Origin of the sequence: Kitasatospora sp. NPDC101183 (genome assembly GCF_044767945.1) — a bacterium.
Lineage (GTDB): Bacteria > Actinomycetota > Actinomycetes > Streptomycetales > Streptomycetaceae > Kitasatospora.
Genome location: NZ_JBIWOW010000025.1, coordinates 26,652 through 51,194 on the forward strand (window position 1 = coordinate 26,652; position 24,543 = coordinate 51,194).

General features: G+C 74.8%; 25 protein-coding genes. 12 read left to right on the forward strand and 13 right to left on the reverse strand.

All coding sequences use genetic code 11. The features are described from left to right. Positions 1 to 124 precede the first annotated feature (124 nt). A complete protein-coding gene (locus ACIRRS_RS29625) occupies positions 125 to 823 on the forward strand; it encodes a hypothetical protein (protein ID WP_402976977.1) in 699 nt (232 codons plus the stop codon). Between the two features lie 65 nt (positions 824 to 888). Here ACIRRS_RS29625 and ACIRRS_RS29630 read toward each other — a convergent pair whose 3' ends face one another. Further along, positions 889 to 1,236: a hypothetical protein gene (locus ACIRRS_RS29630; RefSeq protein ID WP_402976980.1), complete on the reverse strand. Its 348-nt coding sequence runs from the start codon at positions 1,234 to 1,236 to the stop codon at positions 889 to 891. Positions 1,237 to 1,420: 184 nt separating this feature from the next. On the opposite strand from ACIRRS_RS29630, the gene ACIRRS_RS29635 reads away from it, so the two are divergent. Continuing rightward, a complete protein-coding gene (locus ACIRRS_RS29635) occupies positions 1,421 to 1,789 on the forward strand; it encodes a hypothetical protein (protein WP_402976982.1) in 369 nt (122 codons plus the stop codon). 4 nt (positions 1,790 to 1,793) lie between these two features. Here ACIRRS_RS29635 and ACIRRS_RS29640 read toward each other — a convergent pair whose 3' ends face one another. Beyond that, entirely contained in the window at positions 1,794 to 3,767 is a 1,974-nt protein-coding gene (locus ACIRRS_RS29640; RefSeq protein WP_402976985.1) for a heavy metal translocating P-type ATPase, read from the reverse strand. A gap of 97 nt (positions 3,768 to 3,864) precedes the next feature. On the opposite strand from ACIRRS_RS29640, the gene ACIRRS_RS29645 reads away from it, so the two are divergent. The 3 genes from ACIRRS_RS29645 (at position 3,865) to ACIRRS_RS29655 (ending at position 6,632) form a co-directional block, all read left to right on the forward strand. Further along, positions 3,865 to 4,260 (forward strand): ArsR/SmtB family transcription factor, encoded by a 396-nt coding sequence (locus ACIRRS_RS29645; protein ID WP_402976986.1) that lies wholly within the window; start codon positions 3,865 to 3,867, stop codon positions 4,258 to 4,260. Between the two features lie 117 nt (positions 4,261 to 4,377). Then, the gene (locus ACIRRS_RS29650; protein WP_402976988.1) at positions 4,378 to 5,379 is read left to right on the forward strand and encodes an aldo/keto reductase; all 1,002 of its coding nucleotides are present in this window, start codon (positions 4,378 to 4,380) and stop codon (positions 5,377 to 5,379) included. Between the two features lie 116 nt (positions 5,380 to 5,495). Then, positions 5,496 to 6,632 carry a hypothetical protein gene (locus ACIRRS_RS29655; protein WP_402976990.1) on the forward strand — a complete coding sequence of 379 codons (1,137 nt, stop codon included), beginning with the start codon at positions 5,496 to 5,498 and terminating at the stop codon, positions 6,630 to 6,632. Positions 6,633 to 6,694: 62 nt separating this feature from the next. On the opposite strand, the gene ACIRRS_RS29660 is transcribed toward ACIRRS_RS29655, so the two are convergent. From ACIRRS_RS29660 to ACIRRS_RS29705, 10 genes are all read right to left on the reverse strand, one after another. Beyond that, complete coding sequence (locus ACIRRS_RS29660) at positions 6,695 to 7,891, reverse strand: FAD-dependent oxidoreductase (protein WP_402976993.1); 1,197 nt, start codon at positions 7,889 to 7,891, stop codon at positions 6,695 to 6,697. Continuing rightward, positions 7,888 to 8,553: an isochorismatase family protein gene (locus ACIRRS_RS29665; protein ID WP_402976996.1), complete on the reverse strand. Its 666-nt coding sequence runs from the start codon at positions 8,551 to 8,553 to the stop codon at positions 7,888 to 7,890. The genes ACIRRS_RS29660 and ACIRRS_RS29665 overlap by 4 nt, the downstream gene beginning before the upstream one ends. A gap of 31 nt (positions 8,554 to 8,584) precedes the next feature. Next, positions 8,585 to 9,352 carry a 2,3-dihydro-2,3-dihydroxybenzoate dehydrogenase gene (locus tag ACIRRS_RS29670; protein WP_402976999.1) on the reverse strand — a complete coding sequence of 256 codons (768 nt, stop codon included), beginning with the start codon at positions 9,350 to 9,352 and terminating at the stop codon, positions 8,585 to 8,587. Next, positions 9,349 to 10,782 (reverse strand): FAD-dependent oxidoreductase, encoded by a 1,434-nt coding sequence (locus ACIRRS_RS29675; protein ID WP_402977002.1) that lies wholly within the window; start codon positions 10,780 to 10,782, stop codon positions 9,349 to 9,351. Before ACIRRS_RS29675 ends, ACIRRS_RS29670 begins: the two co-directional genes overlap by 4 nt. Next, positions 10,779 to 12,671 (reverse strand): prenyltransferase/squalene oxidase repeat-containing protein, encoded by a 1,893-nt coding sequence (locus ACIRRS_RS29680; RefSeq protein WP_402977005.1) that lies wholly within the window; start codon positions 12,669 to 12,671, stop codon positions 10,779 to 10,781. The genes ACIRRS_RS29675 and ACIRRS_RS29680 overlap by 4 nt, the downstream gene beginning before the upstream one ends. Then, positions 12,668 to 13,099 (reverse strand): DUF2834 domain-containing protein, encoded by a 432-nt coding sequence (locus ACIRRS_RS29685; protein WP_402977008.1) that lies wholly within the window; start codon positions 13,097 to 13,099, stop codon positions 12,668 to 12,670. Before ACIRRS_RS29685 ends, ACIRRS_RS29680 begins: the two co-directional genes overlap by 4 nt. After that, positions 13,086 to 14,639 carry a flavin-containing monooxygenase gene (locus ACIRRS_RS29690; protein ID WP_402977011.1) on the reverse strand — a complete coding sequence of 518 codons (1,554 nt, stop codon included), beginning with the start codon at positions 14,637 to 14,639 and terminating at the stop codon, positions 13,086 to 13,088. Before ACIRRS_RS29690 ends, ACIRRS_RS29685 begins: the two co-directional genes overlap by 14 nt. Beyond that, a complete protein-coding gene (locus ACIRRS_RS29695) occupies positions 14,636 to 15,538 on the reverse strand; it encodes a 1,4-dihydroxy-2-naphthoate polyprenyltransferase (protein WP_402977014.1) in 903 nt (300 codons plus the stop codon). The genes ACIRRS_RS29690 and ACIRRS_RS29695 overlap by 4 nt, the downstream gene beginning before the upstream one ends. Then, positions 15,535 to 16,245 (reverse strand): methyltransferase domain-containing protein, encoded by a 711-nt coding sequence (locus ACIRRS_RS29700; protein WP_402977017.1) that lies wholly within the window; start codon positions 16,243 to 16,245, stop codon positions 15,535 to 15,537. Before ACIRRS_RS29700 ends, ACIRRS_RS29695 begins: the two co-directional genes overlap by 4 nt. Before the next feature lie 135 nt (positions 16,246 to 16,380). Then, positions 16,381 to 17,466: a polyprenyl synthetase family protein gene (locus ACIRRS_RS29705; RefSeq protein WP_402977020.1), complete on the reverse strand. Its 1,086-nt coding sequence runs from the start codon at positions 17,464 to 17,466 to the stop codon at positions 16,381 to 16,383. Between the two features lie 344 nt (positions 17,467 to 17,810). On the opposite strand from ACIRRS_RS29705, the gene ACIRRS_RS29710 reads away from it, so the two are divergent. From ACIRRS_RS29710 to ACIRRS_RS29735, 6 genes are all read left to right on the forward strand, one after another. Next, positions 17,811 to 18,383 (forward strand): TetR/AcrR family transcriptional regulator, encoded by a 573-nt coding sequence (locus ACIRRS_RS29710; protein WP_402977023.1) that lies wholly within the window; start codon positions 17,811 to 17,813, stop codon positions 18,381 to 18,383. Between the two features lie 35 nt (positions 18,384 to 18,418). Next, positions 18,419 to 19,387 (forward strand): alpha/beta hydrolase, encoded by a 969-nt coding sequence (locus ACIRRS_RS29715; RefSeq protein ID WP_402977026.1) that lies wholly within the window; start codon positions 18,419 to 18,421, stop codon positions 19,385 to 19,387. 107 nt (positions 19,388 to 19,494) lie between these two features. Further along, positions 19,495 to 19,884 carry a hypothetical protein gene (locus ACIRRS_RS29720; protein ID WP_402977029.1) on the forward strand — a complete coding sequence of 130 codons (390 nt, stop codon included), beginning with the start codon at positions 19,495 to 19,497 and terminating at the stop codon, positions 19,882 to 19,884. An 8-nt stretch (positions 19,885 to 19,892) separates the two neighbouring features. Next, entirely contained in the window at positions 19,893 to 20,801 is a 909-nt protein-coding gene (locus tag ACIRRS_RS29725) for an ATP-binding cassette domain-containing protein (RefSeq protein ID WP_402977031.1), read from the forward strand. Next, complete coding sequence (locus tag ACIRRS_RS29730) at positions 20,798 to 22,378, forward strand: hypothetical protein (protein ID WP_402977034.1); 1,581 nt, start codon at positions 20,798 to 20,800, stop codon at positions 22,376 to 22,378. Before ACIRRS_RS29725 ends, ACIRRS_RS29730 begins: the two co-directional genes overlap by 4 nt. Positions 22,379 to 22,439: 61 nt before the next feature. Beyond that, positions 22,440 to 23,339, forward strand: coding sequence for a universal stress protein (locus ACIRRS_RS29735; protein WP_402977037.1), 900 nt, complete (start codon positions 22,440 to 22,442; stop codon positions 23,337 to 23,339). Between the two features lie 15 nt (positions 23,340 to 23,354). Here ACIRRS_RS29735 and ACIRRS_RS29740 read toward each other — a convergent pair whose 3' ends face one another. After that, the gene (locus ACIRRS_RS29740) at positions 23,355 to 23,873 is read right to left on the reverse strand and encodes a hypothetical protein (RefSeq protein WP_402977040.1); all 519 of its coding nucleotides are present in this window, start codon (positions 23,871 to 23,873) and stop codon (positions 23,355 to 23,357) included. A gap of 77 nt (positions 23,874 to 23,950) precedes the next feature. Between ACIRRS_RS29740 and ACIRRS_RS29745 the strand changes: the two genes are divergently transcribed. Continuing rightward, the gene (locus tag ACIRRS_RS29745; RefSeq protein WP_402977043.1) at positions 23,951 to 24,538 is read left to right on the forward strand and encodes a hypothetical protein; all 588 of its coding nucleotides are present in this window, start codon (positions 23,951 to 23,953) and stop codon (positions 24,536 to 24,538) included. Positions 24,539 to 24,543 lie beyond the last annotated feature (5 nt).

Consider the following 24,543-nt stretch of genomic DNA (forward strand, 5'->3'; position numbering starts at 1 on the left):
TGGGGCTGGCCGCGGCGCTCGCCTTCAACTCCGCCTCGATGACCGGCCGGAGCGCGTCCGCCACGCGGGCTTCGAGCGACGAGCCCCCGCTGCCGCCTCCGCCGCCGCTGCTGTGCGTCTGGTCGTGGGCATCCTGCCCGGCGCTCACATCCCGGACGGCCGCGGTCAGCTTGCCGCCACCACCACCGCCGCCACCACCGCCACCGCTGCTGTGCGTCTGATCGTGCGCCACTTCCTCGGCACTCACATCCCGGACAGCGGCCGCGAGTTCCTTCCCACCACCACCACTGCTGCTGTGCGTCTGATCGTGCGCCGCTTCCTCGGCACTCACATCCCGGACGGCCGCGGTCAGCTTGCCGCCACCGCCACCACCGCCACCGCCACCACCGCCGCTGCTGTGTGTCTGATCGTGCGCCGCTTCCTCAGCACTCACATCCCGGACAGCAGCGGTCAGCTTGCCGCCACCGCCACCACCGCCGCTGCTGTGTGTCTGATCGTGTGCCGCTTCCTCAGCACTCACATCCCGGACGGCGGCCGCGAGTTCCTTCCCACCACCACCGCTGCTGCTGTGCGTCTGATCGTGCGCCGCTTCCTCCCCGGCGGCCAGGGCGCTGCCCGCGGCGGCCCGCAGGTTGTTCGCCACGTCGCCGGCGATCGCCGCCAGCAGCTGTTCCTGGGCGGACTGCTGCTGTCCGTTGCCGTCCATGTGTTTCTCCCGTTCCGTGCCGCAGATGCCATTGGCCGGAACAGATGCCCGATCATCCGCATGCGATCGGCCCGGGCGGCGGAAGGTCCCCCGTTCGGAAGCGGGCCGCCGACCTGAAAGGCGCAGCCCCCGCCGCCGTCGGAATGACGGTGGCGGGGGCCGTCCCCGTGAACCGGCCCGGTCTAGCCGGGGACGAAGCTGTTGTAGACCGCGTACCACCCGTACTGCTGCCTCGGGGCGCCCGGCGGGACGTCGGATTCGGTGAAGCTGCCGCCGAAGACGAGGCGGCTCGGGTCGTTGTCGCCGAGGTAGCCGGTGTGGACCTGGACGGCGCCGCCGGGGAGGGTTCGGACGAGGGTGACCTTCTTCGTCGAGTCGTCGAAGACGCCCGTCCACCGGTCGTGGCGGGCCAGGCCGTCGAAGATGACGGAGACATCCATGCTGCCGTCCGGCCCCACCAGGTTGACGCTCATCTTGCCGGTCGAGCCGTTGCCGTTGAAGTCCCACAGACTGTTGCTGATGACGGTCACGAGCCACCTCCTCCGATCGCTGCGGCCTGCGCGTTCGTCCTCGCAGGCACACCGTCACGGTAGGGGCGGCGGGGAGCCGGGTGGGCCGTCGCGGACCTACACCGCCCGGACGAGTGAACGTGGTGTGAAGGCCCTCCTCCGCGCCGGGCCGTAGGCTGCCGGGCGGTGGAAGGAGTGGTGTCCGATGGCAGGTTTCGCCGTGGACGGCGGGGAACTCGTGGTGCGGCTGGGTGTGTGGGAGAGGCTGGGCGCCTTCCGGGGCGACGTGCGGGTGCCGCTGCGCGCCGTCCGGGTGGTGCGCGTCAGCACCGACCCGTGGTCGGAGCTGCGCGGGGTGCGGGCGCCGGGGACGGGGTTCCCCGGGGTGGTTTCGCTGTGCACGCGGCGGGGCGCGGGCGTGAAGGACTTCGCCGCCGTGTACGGGCGCCGGCCCGCCGTCGTCGTGGAGGCGGAGGGCGCGGACTTCGACCGGCTGGTGGTGAGCTGCGCCGACCTGGATCGGGCCCGGGCCTGGGCGGCGCAGCTCACCGAGGCGGCGGCCGGGGCGCGCTGACGGCTCAGCGGGCGCGGGTCCAGGCCGACTCGCGCAGCAGGCGCAGGCCGTTGAGGCCGACGAGGACGGTGGATCCCTCGTGGCCGAGGACGCCGAGGGGCAGCGGCAGGGTCGCCACGAGGTCCCAGACCACCAGGGCGGAGATGAACACCGAGGCGATCACCAGGTTCTGCACCACCAGGGAGCGGGCCCGGCGGGAGAGGGCCACCACGGCGGGGACGGTGGCGAGTTCGTCGCGGACGATCACCGCGTCGGCGGTCTCCAGGGCGAGGTCGGAGCCCGCGCGGCCCATGGCGATCCCCGCGTGAGCGGCGGCGAGCGCGGGGGCGTCGTTGACGCCGTCGCCGATCACCAGCACCTTGCGGCCGGCCGCCTCCTGCTCCCGGACGGCGGCGACCTTGTCCTGGGGCAGGAGCCCGGCGCGGACGTCGGTGATGCCGACCTCGGCGGCCAGGTGCGCGGCGGCGCGGGGGTTGTCGCCGGTGAGCAGCGCGGGCGCGCGCCCGGTGAGGGCGGCCAGGGCGGCGACGGTCGCGGCGGCGTCGGGGCGCAGCCGGTCGGCGATGCCGAGCACGCCGACCGGGACGCCGTCGGCCTCGACGAGGACGGCGGTGCGGCCGGACTCCTCCAGTTCGGCGGCCACGGCGGCGGCGAGGGCGCACGCCGCGTCCGTCCGGCCGGCGAGCAGCCGGGCCGGTGCGCCGACGGCGACGGCGCGGCCCTCGACGGTGGCGGTGACGCCGACGCCCGGGGCGGAGGCGAAGCCCCGCGCCTCGGGCAGGGCGAGGCCCCGGGTGCGGGCGGCGTCGACGACGGCGCGGGCGAGCGGGTGCTCGCTGGGGTGCTCGGCGGCGGCCGCGAGCGTCAGCAGCTCGCCCTCGCCGAGGCCCGAACCGGCCAGCGGGCGCAGGTCGGTGACGCGCGGGGTGCCCTCGGTGAGGGTGCCGGTCTTGTCGAGGGCGACGGCGTCGACCTGGCCCAGCCGCTCCATCACCACGGCCGACTTCACCAGGACGCCGTGGCGCCCGGCGTTGGCGATGGCGGAGAGCAGCGGCGGCATGGTGGCGAGGACGACGGCGCAGGGGGAGGCGACGATCATGAAGGTCATCGCGCGCAGCAGCGAGCCGGTGAGCGCGGCGCCGAAGGCCAGCGGGATCGCGAAGACGGCGAGGGTGGCGGCCACCATGCCGAGCGAGTAGCGCTGTTCGACCTTCTCGATGAACAGCTGGGTCGGGGCCTTGGTCTCGGAGGCCTCCTCGACCATCGCGACGATCCGGGCGATCACCGAGTCCGAGGCGTCCCGCTCGACGGTGAGGCGCAGGGCGCCGGTGCCGTTGAGGGTGCCGGCGAAGACCTCGTCGCCGATCTGCTTGGCGACGGGCAGGGGTTCGCCGGTGATGGTGGCCTGGTCGACCTCGCCGGCGCCGTCCACGACCCGTCCGTCCGCGCCGATCCGCTCACCGGGGCGGACCAGCACGGTGTCCCCGACGGCGAGTTCGGCCGTCGGGACGGTCTCCTCGGCGCCGCCGGGCAGCAGCCGGGTGGCGGTGGCCGGGGCGAGGTCGAGCAGGCCGCGCACGGAGTCGGCGGTGCGGGCGGTGGCGAGGGCCTCCAGGGCGCCGGAGGTGGCGAAGATGACGATCAGCAGGGCGCCGTCCATGACCTGGCCGACGGCGGCGGCGCCGAGGGCGGCGACGATCATCAGCAGGTCGACGTCGAGGGTCCTCTCCCGCAGCGCTTGGAGGCCGGCCCAGGCGGGCTCCCACCCTCCGGTGGCGTACGCGAGGGCGTAGAGCGGGCCCCAGGCCCAGGCGGGGGCGCCGGTCAGCTGGAGCGGCAACGCGATCAGGAACAGCCCCGTGGCCGCGGCGGCCCAGCGGGCCTCGGACAGGGCGAACACCCGCGTCCGGCGCTTCGGGGCGGTGCCGGCGGGGGCGGTCCCGGTGGGCGCGGGGCGCTCGATCAGGGTGGAGGACATGCGGAAGGAACCCTTCGCGGAGGGCAGACGTGGCGACCGGACTCACAATACAGGAACATATGAACAGCCGTTCATTCATGCTCTGTAGGATGGTCGCATGGGTCATGGAGCAGCGCCGTCGAACACCGTCCCGCACACGCGTCTGGACGCGACCAGCGCCGCCCGGGTCGCCACGACCCTCCAAGCCCTCGCCACCCCCTCCCGGCTGCTGATCCTGTCCCGCCTGCGCGAGGGCCCCTGCGCCGCGACCGAACTCGCCGCCGAGGTCGGCCTGGAGCAGTCCGCCTGCTCCCACCAGCTGCGGCTGCTGCGCAACCTCGGCCTCGTCGTCGGGCGGCGCAACGGGCGCTCGGTGGTCTACGCGCTGTACGACAACCACGTCGCCGCGCTGCTCGACCAGGCGGTCTACCACATCGATCACCTGCGGCTCGGGCTCAGCGACGCCGACGGGGACGAGCCCGAGGCCGAGGCCGAGGCCGACGCGGCTCTCTGACCGCCTGCGACGGCCGGTCACCGAGCGAAGTCACCTCGAATCGCGCAAGCGCCACGGCGCGCCCGGGCGACCCGTGCCAGCCTGACCGGGACCCCTCTCGGCAGGAGGTGACCCGCCATGACGCAGCGAACCACCGTCTCCAGCCCGCCACTCCTCCCCACCAGGGCCTTCCCACCCACCGGCCGCCCCCTCGGCGCCATCGGGCTCGGCTGCGCCGGACTCAGCAAGTGGATGTACGAGGGCCCGCGCCCCGACGACACGGCCGCCGCCGCGCTCCTGCGCACCGCGCTGGACCACGGGGTGACCCTGTTCGACACCGCCGGCGTGTACGGCGAGGGCCACAACGAGCGGCTCCTCGGCCGCGCCCTCGCCGACCGGCGGGGCGAGGCCTTCCTCGCCACCAAGGTCGGGCTGGTCGTCGACGACCTCGACTCCTTCACCCTGCACAACGACGCCGAACCCGCCCACCTGCGCAGATCCCTGGAAGCGAGCCTGGTCCGGCTGCGCACGGACACCGTGGACCTGTGCTACCTGCACCGGATCGACCCCGCCGTCCCCCTGGAGGACAGCTGGGCCGCGCTCGCCGACCTGGTCCGCGAGGGCAAGGTCCGCCACCTCGGGCTCTCCGAGGTCTCCGTCCGCGAGGCGGAGCGCGCCCACCGCATCCACCCGGTCGCCGCCGTCCAGTCCGAACTCTCGCTCTGGGCCCGGCAGGCGCTCGGCCGCCCCGAGGACGTCGTCGGCTGGTGCGCCGAGCACCGCGCCGCCTTCGTCCCGTACGCGCCGCTCGGCCGGGGCTTCCTCACCGGTGCCATCGGCCCGGCCACCGCCTTCGCCCCGCGCGACCTGCGCGCCCGGCTCCCCCGCTTCACCCCGCGCGCCCGCGCGGCCAACCAGCGGATCGTCACCGTCCTGGAGCAGGTGGCCCGGCGGCACGGCGCCACCCCGGCCCGGGTCGCCCTCGCCTGGGCCCTCTCCCGGGGCGGCCACGTCCTCCCGATCCCCAGCACCACCCGCCCCCGCCACCTGGCGGACGACCTCCACGCCGCCACCCTGACCCTCACCCCGCGCGACCTCACCGACCTCGACGCCGCCCCCGAGGCGGCGGAGGGGCGATGAGGGCCTGCAACTCAAGACTGGTTCGTGTCAAGGGAATTGACGCCTAGTCAGTACATCGGATGAACACCGCCGGCAGTTCCCGCGCGAGGGGAGATCCCAGCGATACCACTTGTCCCATGACCGATACGAAGAAGTTCCCCGGGCCGCTGCGTGGCGGCGTCCCGCTCGCGGTGGCCGTGTCCGTCCTCGCCTCCACAACCATGGTGGCGGCGGCGGGCACGGCCGCCGCCGCGCCCGCGCACCGGGCCGCCGCCGCCCACGGGCACCTGGTCGTCAGGGCGTCCACGAGCGACGTGCCACCCGGGGAGGGCGACGAGCCGACCGAGTCCTTCTACGTGCCGCGCGGCGTCACCTCGGTGACGGTGTACCTGTGGGGGCCCGGCGGTGGTGGAGGCGGCGGGGCCGGTGGTGGAGGCGGCGGTGGCGGTGAGGGCGGCAAGTCCGGCGGCGGCGTCGGCGGCAACCAGATGGGCCAGGGCGGCGCGGGCGGCGCGGGCGGTTCCGGTGGTGGCGGTGGCGGAGCCGGGTCGTTCTCGCAGTGCACCCTGTCCGTCAGCGAGGGTTCGCTGCTGCGGATCTTCGTCCCCCAGGGCGGCAAGGGCGGAACGGGCGGTTCCCCCGGCTACGGCGGAAAGGGCGGCTGGCAGTTGGGCGGGAACGGCTACCCGGGCTCGAACGGCCGGGGCGGAGCGAAGGCGGCCGACTCCTACTCCACCGTGGTCACCGGCTGGAACGAGGAGCCGCTCCTTCTTTCCGGCGGCGGAGGCGAGGGCCGCGGCTCTGCGGATACGCACGGCGGGCAGGGCGGCACGGAGAACGGCGCAGAGGGCGGCCACGGCGTCGCGGGAGGCCCCGGCGGCGAGGGCGGGTTGAAGTCGTTCCCGCTCCACTGCGAGGTCACCGGATCGGACGGCCGTTCCGGCGGCAACGGTCACACCGGCGGGCAGGGCGCCGGCCCGTGGAGCGGCGTCCCGGACAGTGTCCCCGTGGCGGGCGGGCGGGGCGGGGCCGCGGGCAGGCCCGGAGCCGGCGGAACGCCGCAGGCCCCCGCCACTGTCACTCTGGCCGACGGCACCGCCTATACGGCCCCGGCGGGCACCGCGGTCGGCGGAGAGGGCGGGTTCGGCGGGATCGGCGGCTCCGGCGGGTTCGGCGGCATCGGTGGCACCAAGTGGGGCAACAACGCCGCCGGCGGCGAGGACGGAAGCCCCGGCCGACGGGGCGGCGACGGCCTGGCCGTCCTCGCCTGGTAGGCACCTCGCCGATCTACCGGTCCGCACCGAGCCCGCCGGAGGGCTCGGTGCGGACCGACCACTCAGGGCGCCGGCAGCGGCTGTTCCTCGTGCAGCCAGGCCAGCCGGTCGTGCAGGCCGTCCTCCGTCAGCGGGCGCAGCAGGGCGTCGCGGGCGTCGGCGGCGGGGCCGAGGGGGTGGAAGAGCTCTGTGCCCATGCGGCGGGAGAGGAGTTGGATGCGGGCGGTGCGGTCGCGACGGACGGATTCGTAGCGGGTCAGGCGGGTGGGGAGGTCGGCGGGGGCGGCGCCGGTGAGGAGGGCGCCGAGGGTGACGGCGTCCTCCAGGGCCTGGCAGGCGCCCTGGGCGGCGTACTGGAGCATCGGGTGCGCGGCGTCGCCGAGGAGGGTGATGCGGCCTCGGGTCCAGCGGGGGGCGGGGTCGCGGTCGCAGAGGACCCAGCGGCGCCAGTCGCGGCCGAGTTCGAGCAGGGCCCTGGGCGTGGCGGCGAGCTTCGGGAAGCGGGCGAGGACGGCGGCGCGTTCGGCGGGCAGGGCGGAGACGGCCTCGGCGGCGCCGTCGTCGAGGACGGCGGCGAGGTTGAGGCTGGCGCCGCCCGCGACGGTGTAGTGGACGAGGTGGTAGCCGGGCCCGGCCCACAGGGTGACGGCGTCCGAGCGCAGGTGCGCGGGCACGTCGGTGATGGGCAGCAGGGTGCGGTAGATGGTGTGGCCGTTCGGCCGGGGCGGTCCGTCGTCGAGGAGGCGGGCGCGCACGGCGGAGCGGATGCCGTCCGCGCCGACGAGCAGGTCCCCTTCGTGGCGGCGCCCGTCCGCCGTCCCGACGGTGACGCGGCCGCTCGGCTCCTCGCTCTGCGCGGTGAGTTCGGCTCCGGTCAGCAGCCGGATGCGGCCCTCCGCCCGGCAGGCGTCGAGCAGCGGGGTGTACAGGTCCGCGCGGTGGACGACGGCGTACGGGTGGCCGAAGCGGCGGCGGTAGCGCTCCCCCACCGGGACGGCGGTGAGCCGCTCCCCGCTCACGGCGTCCATCAGCCGCAACTCCTCGACCAGGACGGCGCGTTGCCGCACAGCGCGGCCGACGCCGAGGCGGTCGAGGGCGGCGAAGCCGTTGGGGGCGATCTGGATACCGGCGCCGATCTCGGTGAAGTCCTCCCGCCGTTCGAGGACGGTGACGCGGTGGCCGGCCGAGGCGAGGGCCAGGGCGGCGGCGAGCCCGCCGATGCCGCCTCCGGCGACAAGAACGTCGAGGGCGCGGATCATGCCGGCTCCCCCACCGCGGCGCCGTCGCCGAGCGCCGCGCAGACGGCGTCCGTGGCGACCACGGCGGCGCAGCGGCGCGCCGCGTACGTCAGGGCGCCTCGGTGCTGTTCGGCGGTGAGGTCCGCGACGGCGTCGCCGACCAGGAAGGCCTGGACGTCGTGGGTGAACGCGTCGACGGCGGTGGTGAGGATGCCGATCTGGGCGTAGACCCCGCAGATCAGCAGCTGGTCGCGCCCGGCGGCGCGCATCCGCTCCAGCAGGTCGGTGCGGAAGAAGGCGCTGTAGCGCCACTTGGTGAACTGCCAGTCCCGGGCGGCCGGTTGGAGCGGGGCGACGATGCGGCGGTGTTCGGGGGTCAGGGTCATGCCGGGGCCCCAGAAGTCGGCGAGCAGGCCGCGCTCCCCGGGTGTCATGCCGCCGGGCTGGGCGGTGTAGGCGACGGGCACGCCGAGGGCTGCGCACCGGTCGCGCAGCCGGGCGATGTTGCGCACGAGCGGTTCCCGGGGCGAGGTGCCGGCGGGGAAGGGGCGCAGGAAGTACTCCTGCATGTCGTGGATGAGCAGGACGGCGCGGGCCGGGTCGGCGCGCCAGCCGACGACCGGGGCCGGGAGGTCGTCCGGCAGCGGCAGCGGGTACGGCTCGACGGGTGGGAGGCCGGACATCGGTCGTACGGTCCTTTCCGGGAAGGGGTGTTCAGACGGCGCCGAGGGTGGCGCCGCCGTCGACGGTGAGGGTCTCGAGGGTGATGTGGCCGGCCTCGTCGGAGAGGAGGAAGGCCACCGCGTGGGCGACGTCCAGCGGGGTGGCGACCTTCCCGAGCGGGATGCCGGTGCGGTAGGCGTCCGGGTTCCCGGCGACGGCGGCCGCGGCGGCGGCGCCGGGCGGGTGCATGCCGTGCAGCATCGGGGTGTCGGTGGATCCGGGGGCGACGACGTTGCAGCGGATGCCGTACCGGGCGACCTCCAGGCCGAGGCAGCGGGTGAAGGCGGTGGCGGCGGCCTTGGAGGCGGCGTAGGCGGCCATGTCGGCGCGGGCGGTGCCGGCGGCGTTGGAGGCGACGGTGACGAGGGCGCCGCGCCCGCGCGGGACCATCCGGTTGACGACGGCGCGGGAGAGCAGGAAGACGCCGGTGGCGTTGACGGCGAGGGTGGCGTGCCAGTCCTCGTCGCTGAGCCGTCGGGCCTCGCCGAGGCGCAGCACGCCCGCGGCGTTGACGAGTCGGTCGATCGGGCCGAGGTCGTCCTCGACGCCCCGGACGAGCGCTTCGACGGAGGCCGGGCAGCCGACGTCGGCGGGGCGGGCGTGCACCGCCAGGCCGTCCGCGGCGAGCTTGCCCGCCGCGGTGGCGAGGCCCTCGGCGTCCCGGTCGACGGCGACGACGGTGGCGCCCCGTTCGGCGAGGAGGCGGGCGACGGCGGCGCCGATGCCTCCGGCGGCGCCGCTGACGAGGGTGACGGTCATCGCCGGCCCCCGGCGCGGGTGCGGGCGAGGGCGGCGAGGGGTGCGAGGGCCGTACGGGCCAGGCGTGCGGCGCGGGGGCCGACGGTGGGCAGGGCCTCGATCCGTACGGGCGGCAGCTGCGGGCGCAGGGCGCGGCGGACGGATTCGGCGGCCCGCAGGCCGGAGGCGACGGCGCCCTCCATGGCCGTCATGCCGGGTGGCGAGGCGGTGAAGTCCCCGGCGAGGTGCAGGTTGGCGAGGGCGGTGGCGGTGTGCGGGCGGTGCCGGTCGGCGCCCGGGCCGGGGGTGAAGTACGGTGCGGCCAGGTGGGGTTGGTAGCAGACGTGCTCGATGTCGGCGGGGTCGAGGCCTGGCAGGTAGGTGCGCAGTTCCTCGACGAGGACGGCGACGGCCTCCTCCTCGGGCAGGTGGGCGAGGCGTTCGACTCGGCCCACCACGCAGTTGAGGACGGTGGTGGTGTGGCCGCTCCAGTTGCGGCCGACGTCGAGCAGGGTGATCGCGTGCGGCGAGCCGACCAGGCGGACGTGTTCGGCGGGCAGGTGCGGCAGGCGGCGGCTCAGGTAGAGGTGGAGGGCGCCGAGCGGGCGGGAGTCGAGCTCGCTCACGCCGTGCGCGGGGCGCAGCACGCCGGTGAGCTCCGGGCCGAGGTCGGTGACCCGGCCGTGCGGGACGGCGAGGACGACGTGCCCGGTGACGGGCTCGGTGGTGGTGTGGACGGGCGTGCGCAGGGTGAGGCTGTCCAGGCGGGTGCCGGAGGTGGTGACGGCGGTGAGCTCGTGCCCGGTGTGGACCTTGACGCCGTGCGCCTCCAGGCGCCGCCGGAAGGGGTCGATCAGCCAGTGCTGGAGGTCGCCGCGGGGCATGCGGACGCGGCCGGGCCGGCGGACGAAGGCGGCGATGCTGCCGCGGAACTCGGCGGCGGAGGCGGCGCGGATCTCGGAGGCGGTGGAGGCGAGGAAGAAGTGCTCGATGTCGGCGATCGCCGCCTCGGTGAGGTAGCCGCGCCCGTGCAGGAAGTCGGCCAGGGACTCGTCGCGCCGACGGTAGTCCTGGGCGAGCAGGTCGACGACGCCGTACAGGAGGAGCAGCCCCTCGGCCAGGGCCGGGGCCTTGCGGGCGCGAGTGCCCGGCTGCCCGGGCCGGATCTGGTGGAAGCGGCTGACGGGGCGCAGGGCGCCGCCGAGGCCGAGTTCGCCGAGGACCCGCCAGGTGTTGCGGTAGAAGGCGGGGAAGATGTGGACGCCGAAGTCCTCGGTGCGGCCGTCGATGCGGCTCGATCCGGTCTTGCCGCCGAGGTCGGGGGCGGCTTCGAGGAGGCGGACGGGCAGGCCGAGGCGGGCGAGCTGCCAGGCGGCGGTCATGCCGGCCAGGCCGCCGCCGATCACGGTGACCTCGTCGGTGCTCGGCTCGTACGGGCGGTGGTCGGTCACGACTGCCCTCCCCGGGTGGCGTGGTGGTGGGCGGACAGGGCGGTGACGGCGTAGATGAGCCGCAGCAGGCTGTCCCGGTAGGTGAGGCCGTCGCGGTAGACGATCCAGGTGTGCTGGGGTTCGTCCCAGTCGCCGTCCTCGCGCTGGGTGCGGGCGAGGAACTCCACTCCGTCGCGGACGGGTTGGCCGTCCGCGTGTCCGGCGGCGATCAGGGCGATCAGCGCCCAGCCGGTCTGGGAGGCGGTGCTGGTGCCGCGGCCGATCCAGCCCGGGTCCTGGAGGGCGCGGATGTCCTCGCCCCAGCCGCCGTCCGGGTTCTGGTGGGCGGTGATCCAGGCACAGCCGCGCTCCAGGGCGGGGTCCGTACCGGGCAGGCCGCAGGAGGCGAGGCCGGTGACGGCGGCGACGGTGCCGTGCAGGTGGTGGCAGGCCCACCAGCCGGGCCAGGAGCCGTCGGGGAGCTGGTGCTCGCGCAGCCAGGCGACGGCGCGCCGGGCGGCGGGCTCGTGGGCGCGGCCGTCGGCGCCGAGGGCTTCGAGGACGTGGCCGGTGACGTCGGCGGAGGGGGCTTCGAGCAGGCCGATGCCGGCGAGCTTCTCGCGGCCGGGCAGGCGCCAGCGCAGCGGTTCGAAGGCGGCCCAGCCGCCGTCCTCGCACTGCTGGGAGACGAGCCAGTCGACGGCGCGGCGGCAGGCGGCGTCCACGGCGGGGTCGCTGCCGGGCGGGTGGGCGCGGCGCAGCGCGGCGATGGCGAAGCCGGTGTCGTCGGCGTCGGGGTTGGTGTCGTTGGCGAAGACGAAGGGCCAGCCGCCGGGGGCCTGTCCGGGGGTGAGGACGGCCCAGTCGCCGGGCCGGGTGACCTCGTTGTCGAGGAGCCAGCGCACGGCGGCCTCGGTGGCCTTGGGCTCGGCGCCGGGGGCGGCGGCGGTGGCGTGGAGGGCGAGGGCGGTGTCCATCACGACGGGGATCCACAGGTCGACGTGCCGTTGGCCGTCGTGGTGGGTCACGTACTCGTCGAGGGCGGCCATGGCGCGGGTGCGCACGGGGTGGTCGGCGGGCAGGCCGGCCGCGTCGAGGCCGATCAGGGCGTTGGCGGTCTGCGGCCAGTTGCCGCCCCAGCCGCCGTCGCGCTCCTGGGTGCGCAGCAGGTACCGGACGGCCTTGCGGACGGCGCGGCGGCGCAGCGGGCGTACGGGGTGGCGGGCGAACCAGTGGCTGAGGGTGGTGGCGGTGCGCAGCGGCAGGGCCCGCCGGGGGCGGTCGCGGCCTGGGCTCGCGAGCAGTTCGGGGATGTCGAATCCGGCGGGGACGACCTTGCGGCCGTCCATCAGGAGGCTGTTGGCGACGAGGACGCCGCGGCCGGCGGCGCCGAGGTGGTAGATGCTGCCGGGGGCGTCGTCGGGCAGGAGCAGGATCTCGGGCGGGAAGAGGGGGATGTCGCGCCAGGACCAGAGGCCGATCATGGCGAGCCAGGCGAGCATCAGCGGGTTGTCGAGGGCCTCGACGCCGCCCATGTCGCGGACGGCTCCGGCGGCGGCGCGCAGTTCGGGTTCGTCGGGGTGGTGGCCGGCCAGGCGCAGGGCGACGTAGCAGAAGACGGTGACGAGGAGCTGGTCGTCGCCGCCGGGGTGGGCGGCCCAGCCGCCGGTGGGGGTCTGCTCGGCGAGGATCGTGCGGGCGGCGGCCGCGGTGGTGTCGTCGGTGGGGATGCGCAGGTAGTGGCGCAGGACGAGTTCGCCGGACTCGCCGATGAGGCTGGCGCGGCAGTCTCCCTGCCAGTGGCCGTCGGGGTGCTGGCGGCGGCGCAGCGCCTCGGCGGCGAGGGCGAGGGTCTGCTCGGGGGTGCGGAGCCGGTCGGGGGCGCCGGGCTCGTCAGGGGTGCGGGTCATCGCTGGAGTTCCTTCGTCGCGGGCGCCGAGGGGCCGGGAGCGGTGCGGGCGGCGGCGATCCGGCGCTGGCGCACGTACATGAACAGGGAGAAGCTGGCGATCAGGGCGAGGGCGGGGGCGCCGACGATGTACGCCCAGACGTGGCGGATGCGCCAGCGGCGGGCCTCGATGACCTGGTACGCGCCGAGGGCGGCCCAGATGAGGGCGAGGTCGGCGTAGACGAAGCAGGAGGCGAGGCTGTGGGTGGCGTCGCGCAGGAAGTCGTCCATCACGCCGAGCGGTCCGTCCTCGGCGTGGTCCAGGACGAAGGCGACGGCCATGGCGCCCATCACGAGGGTGCCGACGGCGGTGAAGACGGCGTACATCCGGCACAGGAACGCGTCGCCGGGGCCCGGGCGAGGCCCCGGCCGGGGCTCAGTCGGTGGCATGGCGGGCTCCTGCCGGGTGCGGCGCCGGGGCGGGCGCGGCGTGGTCGTAGTGGTAGTCGTCGAGGTCGAAGTGCCGGGCGCGCCAGGCGGCTTCGTAGGTGGAGGAGGGGCGCACGGCCGGGGCGTCGCCGTGCTCGTCGAAGTAGTAGCTGTGGGTGCCGTGGCAACTCGGGTGTGCGAACACGGTGTTGGGCTGGCGGCGCAGGGCGCGCGCGAAGGAGGCGTCGTGCTTCTCGGCGCGGACGACGGCCTGGGTGGCGCCGCGGCGGCGGGCCTCGGCGATGACGCGGGTGAGGTGGGTGACCTGGTAGTCGATCATGCCGAACCAGGAGCCGCCGGTGAACGAGTACGGGCCGACGATGAACCAGAGGTTGGGGTAGCCCTTGACGGAGGTGCCCTCGTAGGTCTGGAAGCGTTCGGAGCGCCAGAACTCCCGTAGGTCGCGGCCGCCTCGGCCGTGCACGGGGAAGGGCGGCAGGTTGTCGAGGACGTGATAGCCGGTGGCGAGGACGAGGACGTCGCAGGGGTGTTCGGCGCCGTCGGCGGTGGCGACGCCGGTGGCGGTGATGCGCTCGACGGGTTCGGTGTGCAGCCGGACGTTGTCGCGGGTGAAGGCCTTCCAGTAGCCCTTGCCGAAGGAGGGCCGCTTGCAGCCGAGCCGGTACGTGGGCGCCAGGGCGGCCATCAACTCCTTGTCCCCGCGCACCTGTTGGCGGAGGTAGAGGCGGGCGAAGGCCTCGCCGGCGCGGACGAGGAAGGGGAAGCGCCGGTACTGGATCATGGCGATGACGAAGCCGACCTCGGTGGCGGTGTCGGTGGCCAGCCGCACCGCCCGCTGGGTCCAGGGGGCGGCGGCGAACAGGCGGCGCACGGCGGGCGGGATCGGGACGTCGGGCTTGGGGAACACCCAGGTGGGGGTGCGCTGGTAGACGTCGAGCGCCTCGACCTGCGGAGCGACGGCGGGGACGAGCTGGACGGAGGAGGCGCCGGTGCCGATGACGGCGACGCGCTTCCCGGTCAGGTCGAGCCGCTCGTCCCAGCGGGCGGTGTGCACGACGCGGCCGGTGTAGTCGTCGAGGCCCGCGAGCTTCGGTGTCTTCGGCCGGGTGAGCCAGCCGGTGGCGCAGACCAGGTACCGCCCGGTGAGGGTGGCGCCGTCGGCCAGAGCGACCTGCCAGAGGTGCGCCTGCTCGTCGTAACTCGCTTCTATTACACGTGAGTTGAGGCGCATCCGGTCGCGCAGCCCGTAGCGGTCCACGCACTGCTCGGCGTAGGCCTTCAGCTCCGCGCCGGGCGGGAAGGCCCGGGACCAGGAGGCGTGCGGGGCGAAGGAGAAGGAGTAGGAGAAGGCGCTGATGTCCACGGAGATGCCGGGGTAGCGGTTGGTGTGCCAGGAGCCGCCGGCGCCGTCCTGCTCGTCGAGGATCAGGAAGTCCTCGACGCCGCTGCGCAGCAGCCCGACCGCCGTGCCGATGCCGGAGAAGCCGGCGCCCACCACCAGCACCTCGTACTGCGGCCTGCCGCCACCCTGCGCGCTCACAGCGCCAGGCCGATCGAGAGCAGCCCGCCGAAGGCGAGCAGCAGCCAGCAGGTGTGCTCCAGCGCGGGGATCAGGCCGCTGCCGCGCGCCCCGCCGAGGACCAGGCGCAGCGGCAGCGCCGCGACCGGCGCGGCGGCGGCGACCAGCAGCAGGGCGGGCCGCTGCACGGCCAGCGCCAGGGCGACGGCGAAGGAGGCGGCGACGAGCAGCGCGTAGTAGGCCCGGGTGCGCCGCTCCCCCAGCCGGACGGCGACGGTGATCTTGCCGGCCTCGGTGTCGGTGGGGATGTCGCGCAGGTTGTTGGTGGTCAGCAGCGCGCAGGCCAGCAGCCCGATCGGGACCGAGGCGCCGACGGCGAGCGCGGGCACCCGCTGGAGCTGGATGTACGTGGTGGCGCAGACCGCGATCACGCCGTGGAAGACGAAGATGCTGACGTCCCCGAGGGAGCGGTACCCGTACGGGCTGGAGCCGCCGGTGTAGAACCAGCCGCCGAGCGCGCAGAGCCCGGCCAGGGCGAGCAGCCACCAGCTGATCGTCACCGCCATCACCAGGCCGGCGGCCAGGGCGAGGCCGTACAGCTCCAGGCCGTGGCGCAGCACCCGCCGGGGCGTGGCCGCGCCGGAGCCGACCAGGCGGACGGGGCCGACGCGGTGGTCGTCCGCGCCGCGGATGCCGTCGCTGTAGTCGTTGAGGAAGTTGGTGCCGAGGACGAAGCCGAGTGCGAACAGCAGGGTGAGCAGGGTGCGTTCGGCGCGGACGGGCCCCCCGGCTCCGGCCGCGACGGCGGTGCCGACCGCGATCGGGGCGAGGGTGACGGGCAGGGTCTTCAGCCGGGCGCCGAGCAGCCAGGCCCGTACGGCGGAGGCCGCCGGGGCGCTGGGGCGGGTGGTCGCGCTCACCGCTTCCTCCCCACGCCGAGGAACAGCACGCCGGTCGCCTTCACCGGGACCATGCGGACGCGCTCGCGCCGCCCGGCCAGGTAGCCCAGGCCTTCGCGCAGGTGCGGGCGCAGGCCGAGCAGCCGCAGCTCCACGCCGTGCGCGCGGGCGGTGCGCAGCAGCCGGGCGCGGTTGACGAACAGCCGGTGGTCGTGGGTGCCGCGCTCCGGCTTGCCCGGCAGGGGCAGGTTCTCGGCGAGGGTGATGGCGACCAGCCGGGCGAGGCGGGTGTCGGCGATGGTGTCCACGATCAGGGTGCCGCCGGGGCGCAGCACCCGGCAGGCCTCGGCGACGGCCGCGTACGGGTCGGGGACGTGCTCCAGGCACTGGCCGGCCGTGACCACATCGAAGGAGCCTGCGGCGAAGGGGAGTTGCGCGAGGTCGGCGCGGGCGAGATCGCGGTAGCCGTGGCGGGCGGCCTCGCGCAGGGACAGGTGGGAGAGGTCGACGCCGGTGAGCCGGTAGCCCTTGCCGGCCAGGTGCGGGGCGGCCAGGCCGCCGCCGCAGGCGAGGTCGAGCAGGCGGGCGCCCTCGCGGTCGGCGGCGGGGACGTGCTCGGCGCGGGCGCGGGCGATCCAGCCGAGCGGGGCGAGCGGGCCGCGCGGGTCCCACCAGGTGGCGGCGAGGCGGTCGTAGTCGGTGATGAGGTCGGTCCGGAGCTGTTGCACAGCGCGTCTCCTCGGAGGCGGGCGAGGGCGGGGCGGGCGCCGCGGGGCGGGCGCGGCGGCCCGCCGGGGCGCCTCGGACGGGCGCGCCGGTGGGCCCCGGGCCCGCCGGGGCGGCGCGGGAAGGGCGGGGAAGGGTCAGACGGCTTCGCTCAGCGCCCGCAGGGCGGGGTGCTGGGCAGCGAAGCTGCCGACCAGGTCGCTGAGGCAGCGCCGGACGACGGGCGCGTGCGAGGCGGTGGCCGGGTGGTTCTCCACCGCCCGGAGGGCGTCGTCCGTGTAACGCTGCGCAACCTTCGCGGCCCGGTTGATCGCCCCGGACTCCTGCACCAGGGCGACCACGTCGCCGCACCGCTCGGCGGTGAGCGGCTGTTCCCTCAGAACCGGCTCCAGGAGGTTTCCGAAATCCTGGACGGCGTAGATGACCGGCAGGGTGTAAACGCCGTTGAGAATGTCCTTCGCCGGTTCCTTCCCGGTTTCCCGGCTGCAGATGTCGAGAATGTCGTCCCATATCTGGAAGGCCATTCCCAGGTTGTGGCCGAAACTCTCCAGCGCCTCCCGCTCGCCACGGCCGGCGTCCGACTGGAGCGCGCCCATCGAGGCCGCCGTGCGCAGCAGCCGGGCGGTCTTGCCCGAGATCGCGGCGAGGTAGTCGGCCTCGGAGCGGGTCGGGTCGTGCAGCTGGCTGGACTCCAGCATCTGGCCGACGCACATGTCGGTGAGCGTCTCGGCCATGACCAGCAGCTCCGTGCGGCCCAGGGCCGCGGCGCCCTCCATGCAGCGGGCGAGCAGGTAGTCGCCGGTCAGCAGGGCGATGGCGTTGCCGTACGTGGCGTTGATGCTGGGCCTGCCGCGCCTGATCTGGGCCTCGTCGATCACGTCGTCGTGGTGGAGGGTGGCGATGTGCAGGGTCTCCACGACCGCGGCGCCCTCGATGACGCGGCGCTGGGTGCGGCCGCCCTCCTCGCGGTCGAGCAGGTACGAGGCCAGCAGCACCAGGGTCGGGCGCAGCAGCCGGCCCGCGTTCTCCACGGAGTGCAGCACGGGCTCCCGGATGCGTGAATGCGGCGGGAGCAGGAGCGAGTGCAGCGCCTGGCGGACGCGGGCCAGGTCCTCCTGGAGCCTTTCCTGGATCCTGGCGGCGCCCTCGCCCGGGGCGGGCGAATTCCGGGGATCCGGTGAATGCGCAATCGAATGCGCGATGCGCGACGTCGTCGCCGTCATTGTCGAGATTCCTTCCCCCGTGGCCCCGTCAGGGCCGAGAAACAGGCTAGGAGAGCAGCCCGAGCCAGACCAGTGTGACGGCAGGGGGAATTCGGAAGGGAATGGGGAACCGTGGAATCCGGTCCGCCCGGGCGCCCGGCGGCGCGTCGGGCGGACCGGGCACGCCTGGGACTATCACTCTCCGTTCTTACTACCGGCGGGTTATTCGTGACGCAGGTCACAGATCCACTCGGGCCCCTCGCACCCCGGTCTGCTCACGATGCGGGACGGCCGCCCTCGCCGACCCCCCGGGGGCGCGCTCCGCCCGGTTTACACTTTTCATGGAGAGTGTTAACTTTGTAGCCATGCCGAAGGTCTCCTCCTCCCAGCTCGTCCTCGACGCCGCCTACCGCTGCTTCTGCCGCGCCGGGTACCGCCGGACCAGCGTGTCCGACATCGTCGAGGAGTCGCAGCTGTCGCGCCCCACGGTCTACAAGTACGCGGGGAGCAAGGAGGAGGCGCTCGTCAAGATCGTCCGCACCGGCCTGGAGCAGGCCGCCGAGGCCGCCCGAGCGGCGGAGGCGGCCGCCCCGACGCCCGAGGAGAAGGTCCTCGCGGTGCTCACGGTGAAGCTGGACGTCGCCGTCCGGCTCTGGCAGGACAGCCCCGCCCACGCCCAGGAGCTGCTGACGGTCTCCACCGCGCAGGCCCCCGAACTGGTCGACGCCTACATGAACGTCCTGGCCGGGCTCCTGACCTCCGCCCTCTCCGGGGACGCCCCGGACGCGGCGCGGCAGGCCGCCGCCGTCCTGCTCACCTTCACCCGGGGGCTGGAGGACGACCTGCGCGACCCCGACGCCGTCCGCCGCGAACTGCGCGCCGGCGTACGGATGATCACCCTCGGGGCACTCGCCCGCCCCACCTCGTCACCGGCCTGACCCCTCGCGGCGGGCCGCCGTCGAAAGGCACCACGATGAGCAGCACCACCCCCTCCGCCTACCGCGACCAGCAGGCCTGGCGCGACCTCCAGCAGCACCTCCCCGCCCGGCTGCGCCTCACCGACGAAACGGCGCCCACGGAGGAGTACTGGAACTGGCGCGGCCACCGCGTCCACCTCGACCGCTACCGCAACCCCGAGGCGAAGGCGAAGGTCGTCCTGCACCACGGCGTGGGCACCAACGGCCGCCAGATGTCCCTGATCCTCGGCGCACCGCTGGCCCGGCGCGGCTTCGAGACCGTCGCCCTGGACAACCTCGGCTACGGCCTCACCCAGGTCCGCTCCGGCTCCACGCCCTCCTACGACGACTGGGTCGACCTCGTCGTCGACTTCCTCGCGTACGAGCGCGAGCGCGACGACCGCCCGATCGTCCTGTACGGGCTGAGCGCGGGCGGCATGGTCACGTACCACGCCGCCGCGAAGGCCCCGCGCGGCACGCTCGCCGGGATCGTCGGCATGACCTTCCTCGACCAGCGCGACCAGCGCGTCCGCGACGAGACCGCCCACGACAAGCTGACCTCCCGCGCGGGCATCCCGTTCTTCCACCAGCTGGCCAGGACCCCGGCCGCGCGCCTGAAGTACCCGATGACCCTGGCCTCCAAGATGTCGGCGCTCGCCAACGACCCCGCCGCCCTCAAGAGCATGCTGCGCGACCGCACCTCCGCCGGGAACTGGGTCAGCGTCCGCTTCCTCGACCGCTACGCGACGTACGCCCCCGCCGTCGAACCCGAGGACTTCGACGCCTGCCCCGTCCTGCTCACCCAGCCCGCCGAGGACCGCTGGACGCCGCTGCACCTGAGCACGCCCTTCCTCTCCCGCATCACCAAGGTCCCCGTCGACACCGTCCTCCTCGACAACGCCGGCCACTACCCCCTCGAAGAGCCGGGCCTGGCCCAGATGGAGGACACCATCGCGGCCTTCGTCACCGAGCACGCCTCGGTGTAGCTCCCGGATCGGCCAACTCCCGGATATCTGCCGAACGGTGGATGGCAGCCGGGCGCGGATCGGCGAACCTTTCAAGCGTTCCCAGTCCCAGCGTCCCGGAGGAACCGGTGGCAACGCGCCTGAAATCCGCACCGCCCGCCCTGCTCGCCCTCGTCGTCGCCGCGCTCGTGCCGCTCACCGGCTGCGCCGACGCCGGGGACGCCAAGCCCGAGGAGAAGAGCTTCGCGTTCAGCGGCAAGACTCTGGACGTCAAGGCCCACGGCAACCGGACCGACCTCGTCCCGGCCGACCGCGAGGACGTCAAGGTCACCCGGTGGTTCAAGACGGGCGACCTGAAGGTGGGCGACATCAGAAAGGTCTGGGAGCTGGACAACGGGACGCTCGAACTCCGGGCGGGGTGCAGCGGATTGGCCGACTGCGACGCCAGGTTCCGGGTGGAGGTCCCGCGCGGCGTCACCGTGACGCGTGACGGCAGGCCGACGGACCTGAGGGGCTGAGGCGGACCGTGCTCTCACTGACCGACATCACCAAGGTGTACAAGGGCGGCAAGCGTGCCGTCGACAACCTGACGATGCATCTGAACCCGGGCCTGCTGGGCCTGCTGGGGCCCAACGGCGCCGGCAAGTCCTCGCTGATGCGGATCGTGTCCACCGTCACCAGGCCCACCAGCGGCCAGGTCCGCTACCAGGGCGCCGACGTGGTCGCCGACCCGGACCGTCTGCGCCGCGAACTCGGCTACCTGCCACAGGACTTCGGGGTCTACCCGAACCTGACCTCGCGGGAGTTCCTGTCCTACCTGGCGGCCGCCAAGGGCCTGTCCGCGCGCTCCGCCAAGGCCCGGATCGACGAGCTGATCCAGCTGGTCAACCTGACCGAGGCCGTCAAGCGCCCGCTCGGCACGTACTCCGGCGGCATGCTCCGCCGGATCGGCATCGCCCAGGCCCTGCTGGCCGATCCCCGGGTGATCGTGGTCGACGAGCCGACGGCCGGTCTGGACCCGGAGGAGCGGGTGCGCTTCCGCAACCTGCTCAGCGACCTCGCGGCCGACCGGATCGTGATGCTCTCCACCCACATCGTCTCCGACGTCGAGTCGGTCGCCTCCGACATCGCCGTCGTCGCCCAGGGCCGGCTGCTGCGCCGCGGATCCCCCGAGGAACTGCTCCGCGAGATCGACGGGCAGGTCTGGGAGGCCGTGATCGCCGCCGGGGACGTCCAGGCCGTCCAGGACGTCCAGTCCCGGTTCACGGTCAGCCGCACGGTGCGGACGGCGAACGGCGTACGGCTGCGGCTGCTCGCCCCCGCCCCGCCGACCCGGGACGCCGTCCCCGTCCGGCCCGACCTGGAGGACGCCTACCTGGGCATCATCCGCTCCGCCGGGCGCACGCCCGCCCCGCAGCGGGCGGTGGGCCGGTGACGGCGCGCACGCTCGCCGGCCTCGCGGTCGGCGACTTCCGCGACCGGGTGCGCCGACCGGCGTACGCGGTGACCCTGCTGGGCGCGATCGGGCTCGGCTACCTGGCCGTCCCGAAGGCGGAGAGCACCTGGGTGATCATGGACGTGGCCGGCCACCGGGGCGTCTACAACAGCGCCTACGTCGGCGTCGCCACCGCCCTGGCCGGGGCGCTCTGGCTCACCTTCGGCGGCTTCTACGTGGTCCGCAGCGGCATCGGGCGGGACACGACCACCAGGGTCGGCCAGATCCTCGCCGCCACCCCGCTGCGCACCTCCGGCTACCTGGCCGCCAAGTTCCTGAGCAACCTGCTGGTGCTCGCCTCGATGCTCGGCGTGCTGGCCGTCACCGCGCTGCTGATGCAGCTGGCCCGCGGCGAGGACCGCTCGATCGACCCGCTCGCCCTGCTCCAACCGTTCGTCCTGCTCGCGCTGCCGCTGATGGCGCTGACCGCCGCGGCCGCGATCCTCTTCGAGACGGTGCCGCTGCTGCGGGCCGGCTTCGGGAACGTGGTCTGGTTCGTCCTGGCCATGGTGGTCTCGATCGGCGGCCAGTCGGCCTCCGCACCCTTCGGCGGCCTCGGCGTGCACCGGATCACGCAGTCGATGAGCACCGCGCTGGGCGAGCAGCACCTGCGCACCGCGGAGGACGGGTTCAGCCTCGGCCTGACCAAGGTCGGCAAGCCGCTGGACACCTTCCCCTGGAACGGCTTCTCCCCGTCCGGCGGGTTCGTGCTCGCCCGGGTGGCGCTGGTCCTGCTGGCCCTCGCGGTGGCGCTCCTGCCCGCACTCTGGTTCGGCCGCTTCGACCCGGCCCGTGCGCCCGGCCCGCTGCTCCCGGCCACGGCGGAGTCGCCGACGGACGCGCCCGCGCCCGGCTCGACCTGGTCCACCGCCCCGGGCGCGCTGCCACGCACCGAGCCGGCCCGGGCCGGGGCCTTCGGCCGGCTGCTGGCCGGCGAGGTCCGCATCCTGCTGCAGGGGACCCCGCCCTGGTGGTGGGCGGGGGCCGGGGCGCTCACCGTCGCCGGTCTCTCCCTGCCGATCGGCACGGTGACCGGCGGGGTGCTGCCCGGCGTCTGGCTCTGGCCCGTGCTGATCTGGTCGCGGCTGGGCAGCCAGCAGGTCGAGAACGGCCTGGAGGTGCTGCTCGGCGCCTACCCGACGGCCCGGCGCAGGCTGCTGGCCGAGTGGGCGTCCGGGCTGGTGCTCACCGCGGTGACGGGCCTCGCCCCGCTGCTGCGGATGCTGGTGGCCGGTGACGGCGCCGGGGCGGCCTGCTGGTTCGGGGGTGTGCTGTTCATCCCCTCGCTGGCCATGGCGCTGGGCGTGGTCACCCGTACCCACCGGGTCTTCCAGGTGGTCTACCTGCCGCTCTGGTACCTCCTCGCCAACAACGTGGCGGCGCTGGACTTCATGGGCGCCGTCCGGCCGAACGGCGTACCGGCCGGCCCCGGCCCGCTGCTCGTCGGGGCGCTGTCCGCGGCGATGCTCGCGGTGGTGTTCCTGGTGGGTTCGGCCCGGCGCAACGTCAAGGGCTGACCGGCGGGGAGGCGGGGGTCGCGGGGGCGGCCGATACTGGGCAGGGACCCCGGGAGGAACTGTGGACCGCTCGTTCGACTCCCCCGACTTCGACTCCCCCGACTTCGGCTCCCCCGACGCACCGGGGGTGACCGGGACCGTCCTCGCCGGGTTCGACGGGTCGCCGGAGAGTGTGGCCGCCAGTGAGTGGGCCGCGCGGGAGGCGCGGCTGCGGGGGCTGCCGTTGGAGCTGCTGCTCGCGTGGCCGTGGCCGAAGCGGGAGGAGCGGCGGCAGGAGGTGGAGCAACTGGCCGTCCGGGAGGCGGAGTTGCGGGCCTCGCACCCGGAGGTGGCGATCAACTCCGCGCACGTGCCCACCGCTCCGCCCGAGGCGCTGGAGGAGGCCGGGCGGCGGGCCGGGATGCTCGTGCTCGGCTCGCGGGGGCTCGGGACCGTCCGCGGGTTCCTGGTCGGGTCGGTGAGCCAGGAGGTGCTGCGGCGGGCCGTGTGCCCGGTGGTGCTCGTCCGGGGCGGGGGCGCCGCGCCGGGCGCCGTACTCGTGGGCGTGGACCTCGACCGCCCGGCCGACGACCTGCTGGCCTTCGCCTTCGAGGAGGCGGCCCTGCGCTCGGCGCCGCTGCGCGTCCTGCACGTGTGGGCGCCGCCGCCGGGCACGGAGTACATGCACTTCGACGCGATCGGCGGGCTGGAGGGCGAGGTGTCCGAGGCCGAGCGGCAGCGCTTCACCGAGGCCCTCGCCCCCTGGCGCGCCCGCCACCCCGAGGTGGAGGTGAGCACGGAGCTCACCCGGGGCAAGGCCGGGATCGTCCTCGTGGAGGCCGCCGGGACGGGAACCGACGTCGGCCTCCTCGTCCTCGGCCGCCACACCCGCCGCGGGCCGCTGCGCCACCACCTCGGCTCGGTCGCCCACGCGGCGATCCACCACGTCCACTGCCCGATCGCCTTCGTCCCGCTGCCCTGAGCGGGCTCAGCGGCCTCAGCGGCCGACGGTGCTCCAGTCGGCCGGCGCGGGGGCCACGCGCCGACCCGCGGCGTGCTCGTGGAGGCGGCGGGTCAGCTCCGGCAGGTCGTGGCCGGGAAGGAGCACCTGGAGGTGCCGCAGGCGGAACTCCGACGGCTGCTCCGCGCGGAACACCGCAGGGTCCATCGGCCTGATGCTGACGTCCCACGCCTGCGGGGCGGCCCAGTGGGTCATCCGCACGTAGAAGGCGTCGCGCGGGCCCGCGTTCGCGACGGCCGTGAGGAAGGCGAGGCCGCTGTCGATCGGGAAGTCGATGAAGCTCCAGCCGCGCCGGGCCTCCGCGTACGCGGCCATGTGCGGCAGCTTCTTCGCCCAGCTCGTGTTGCTCTCGCCCGCGTCCTGGCAGCAGATGAGGGTCTCGAACCCGCCGCGCCAGCAGGCCTCGATCACGGGCGCGAGCAGTTCGTCGATCTCGGCCTCTCGGTGGCCCACCCGCACGAGGACGGTGGGATGTGTTCCTTCTCCCGTTGTCATCGCGCGAGCATACGCAGGGCCGGGGGACACTGGTCGAGGGGTTTTCGGACGGAGGGGTTGTCGGACGGGAGCGCGAGATGGCCGAGGGCGCAGAAGCGGAGTACCGGGCCCTGGTGGGCGATCTGGCCGGGCTCGTACGGCTGGCGCACGCGGCGCTGCGCGGGGTGACGGCCGTCCTGGCCGGGCCGGAGGCGGGGCACGAGGGGATCGCGGCGGCTGAGAAGGCGCTCGCGGAGCTGCGCGAGCGGATCGAGGAGGATGCCGCCCGCGCCCCCGGCGGGCAGACCGGGCTGGTACTCGCCGTGCACGTCGGCTGCCAGGTGGAGGCCCTCGGGCAGATCGCGCAGCGCCTGCTGGAGGCCGCCTGGGCGCGGCAGGAGCGCGAGCCGTTCGACCGGCGCCTGCGCACCCCGCTCAACGGGCTCGCCCACACCGCCCTGGCCCTGGTCGGGCAGGCCGCCGACGCCTTGGAGACCCCCGCCCCCGAGGACGAGGCGGACGCCCGCGCCCTGCTGGCCGAGGTCGAACGGCGCCAGCACCAGCTGTACGCGCTGCTGCGGGGCCCGGACGGGACGGCGGACGCGGTCGACGTCGCCGACCTCGTCCTGCTGTCCTGCTGCTACCGGCAGTGCGCCGGCCTCGCCGTGGCGATCACCGGCGGGTAGGTGCC

Coding starts and splice junctions, on each gene's coding strand:
- ACIRRS_RS29635 (WP_402976982.1), top strand. CDS start 1,421: ATGGCAGGTTTCGCCGTGGACGGCGGGGAACTCGTGGTGCGGCTGGGT.
- ACIRRS_RS29640 (WP_402976985.1), bottom strand. CDS start 3,767: ATGTCCTCCACCCTGATCGAGCGCCCCGCGCCCACCGGGACCGCCCCC.
- ACIRRS_RS29645 (WP_402976986.1), top strand. CDS start 3,865: ATGGGTCATGGAGCAGCGCCGTCGAACACCGTCCCGCACACGCGTCTG.
- ACIRRS_RS29650 (WP_402976988.1), top strand. CDS start 4,378: ATGACGCAGCGAACCACCGTCTCCAGCCCGCCACTCCTCCCCACCAGG.
- ACIRRS_RS29655 (WP_402976990.1), top strand. CDS start 5,496: ATGACCGATACGAAGAAGTTCCCCGGGCCGCTGCGTGGCGGCGTCCCG.
- ACIRRS_RS29660 (WP_402976993.1), bottom strand. CDS start 7,891: ATGATCCGCGCCCTCGACGTTCTTGTCGCCGGAGGCGGCATCGGCGGG.
- ACIRRS_RS29665 (WP_402976996.1), bottom strand. CDS start 8,553: ATGTCCGGCCTCCCACCCGTCGAGCCGTACCCGCTGCCGCTGCCGGAC.
- ACIRRS_RS29670 (WP_402976999.1), bottom strand. CDS start 9,352: ATGACCGTCACCCTCGTCAGCGGCGCCGCCGGAGGCATCGGCGCCGCC.
- ACIRRS_RS29680 (WP_402977005.1), bottom strand. CDS start 12,671: ATGACCCGCACCCCTGACGAGCCCGGCGCCCCCGACCGGCTCCGCACC.
- ACIRRS_RS29685 (WP_402977008.1), bottom strand. CDS start 13,099: ATGCCACCGACTGAGCCCCGGCCGGGGCCTCGCCCGGGCCCCGGCGAC.
- ACIRRS_RS29705 (WP_402977020.1), bottom strand. CDS start 17,466: ATGACGGCGACGACGTCGCGCATCGCGCATTCGATTGCGCATTCACCG.
- ACIRRS_RS29710 (WP_402977023.1), top strand. CDS start 17,811: ATGCCGAAGGTCTCCTCCTCCCAGCTCGTCCTCGACGCCGCCTACCGC.
- ACIRRS_RS29715 (WP_402977026.1), top strand. CDS start 18,419: ATGAGCAGCACCACCCCCTCCGCCTACCGCGACCAGCAGGCCTGGCGC.
- ACIRRS_RS29740 (WP_402977040.1), bottom strand. CDS start 23,873: ATGACAACGGGAGAAGGAACACATCCCACCGTCCTCGTGCGGGTGGGC.
- ACIRRS_RS29745 (WP_402977043.1), top strand. CDS start 23,951: ATGGCCGAGGGCGCAGAAGCGGAGTACCGGGCCCTGGTGGGCGATCTG.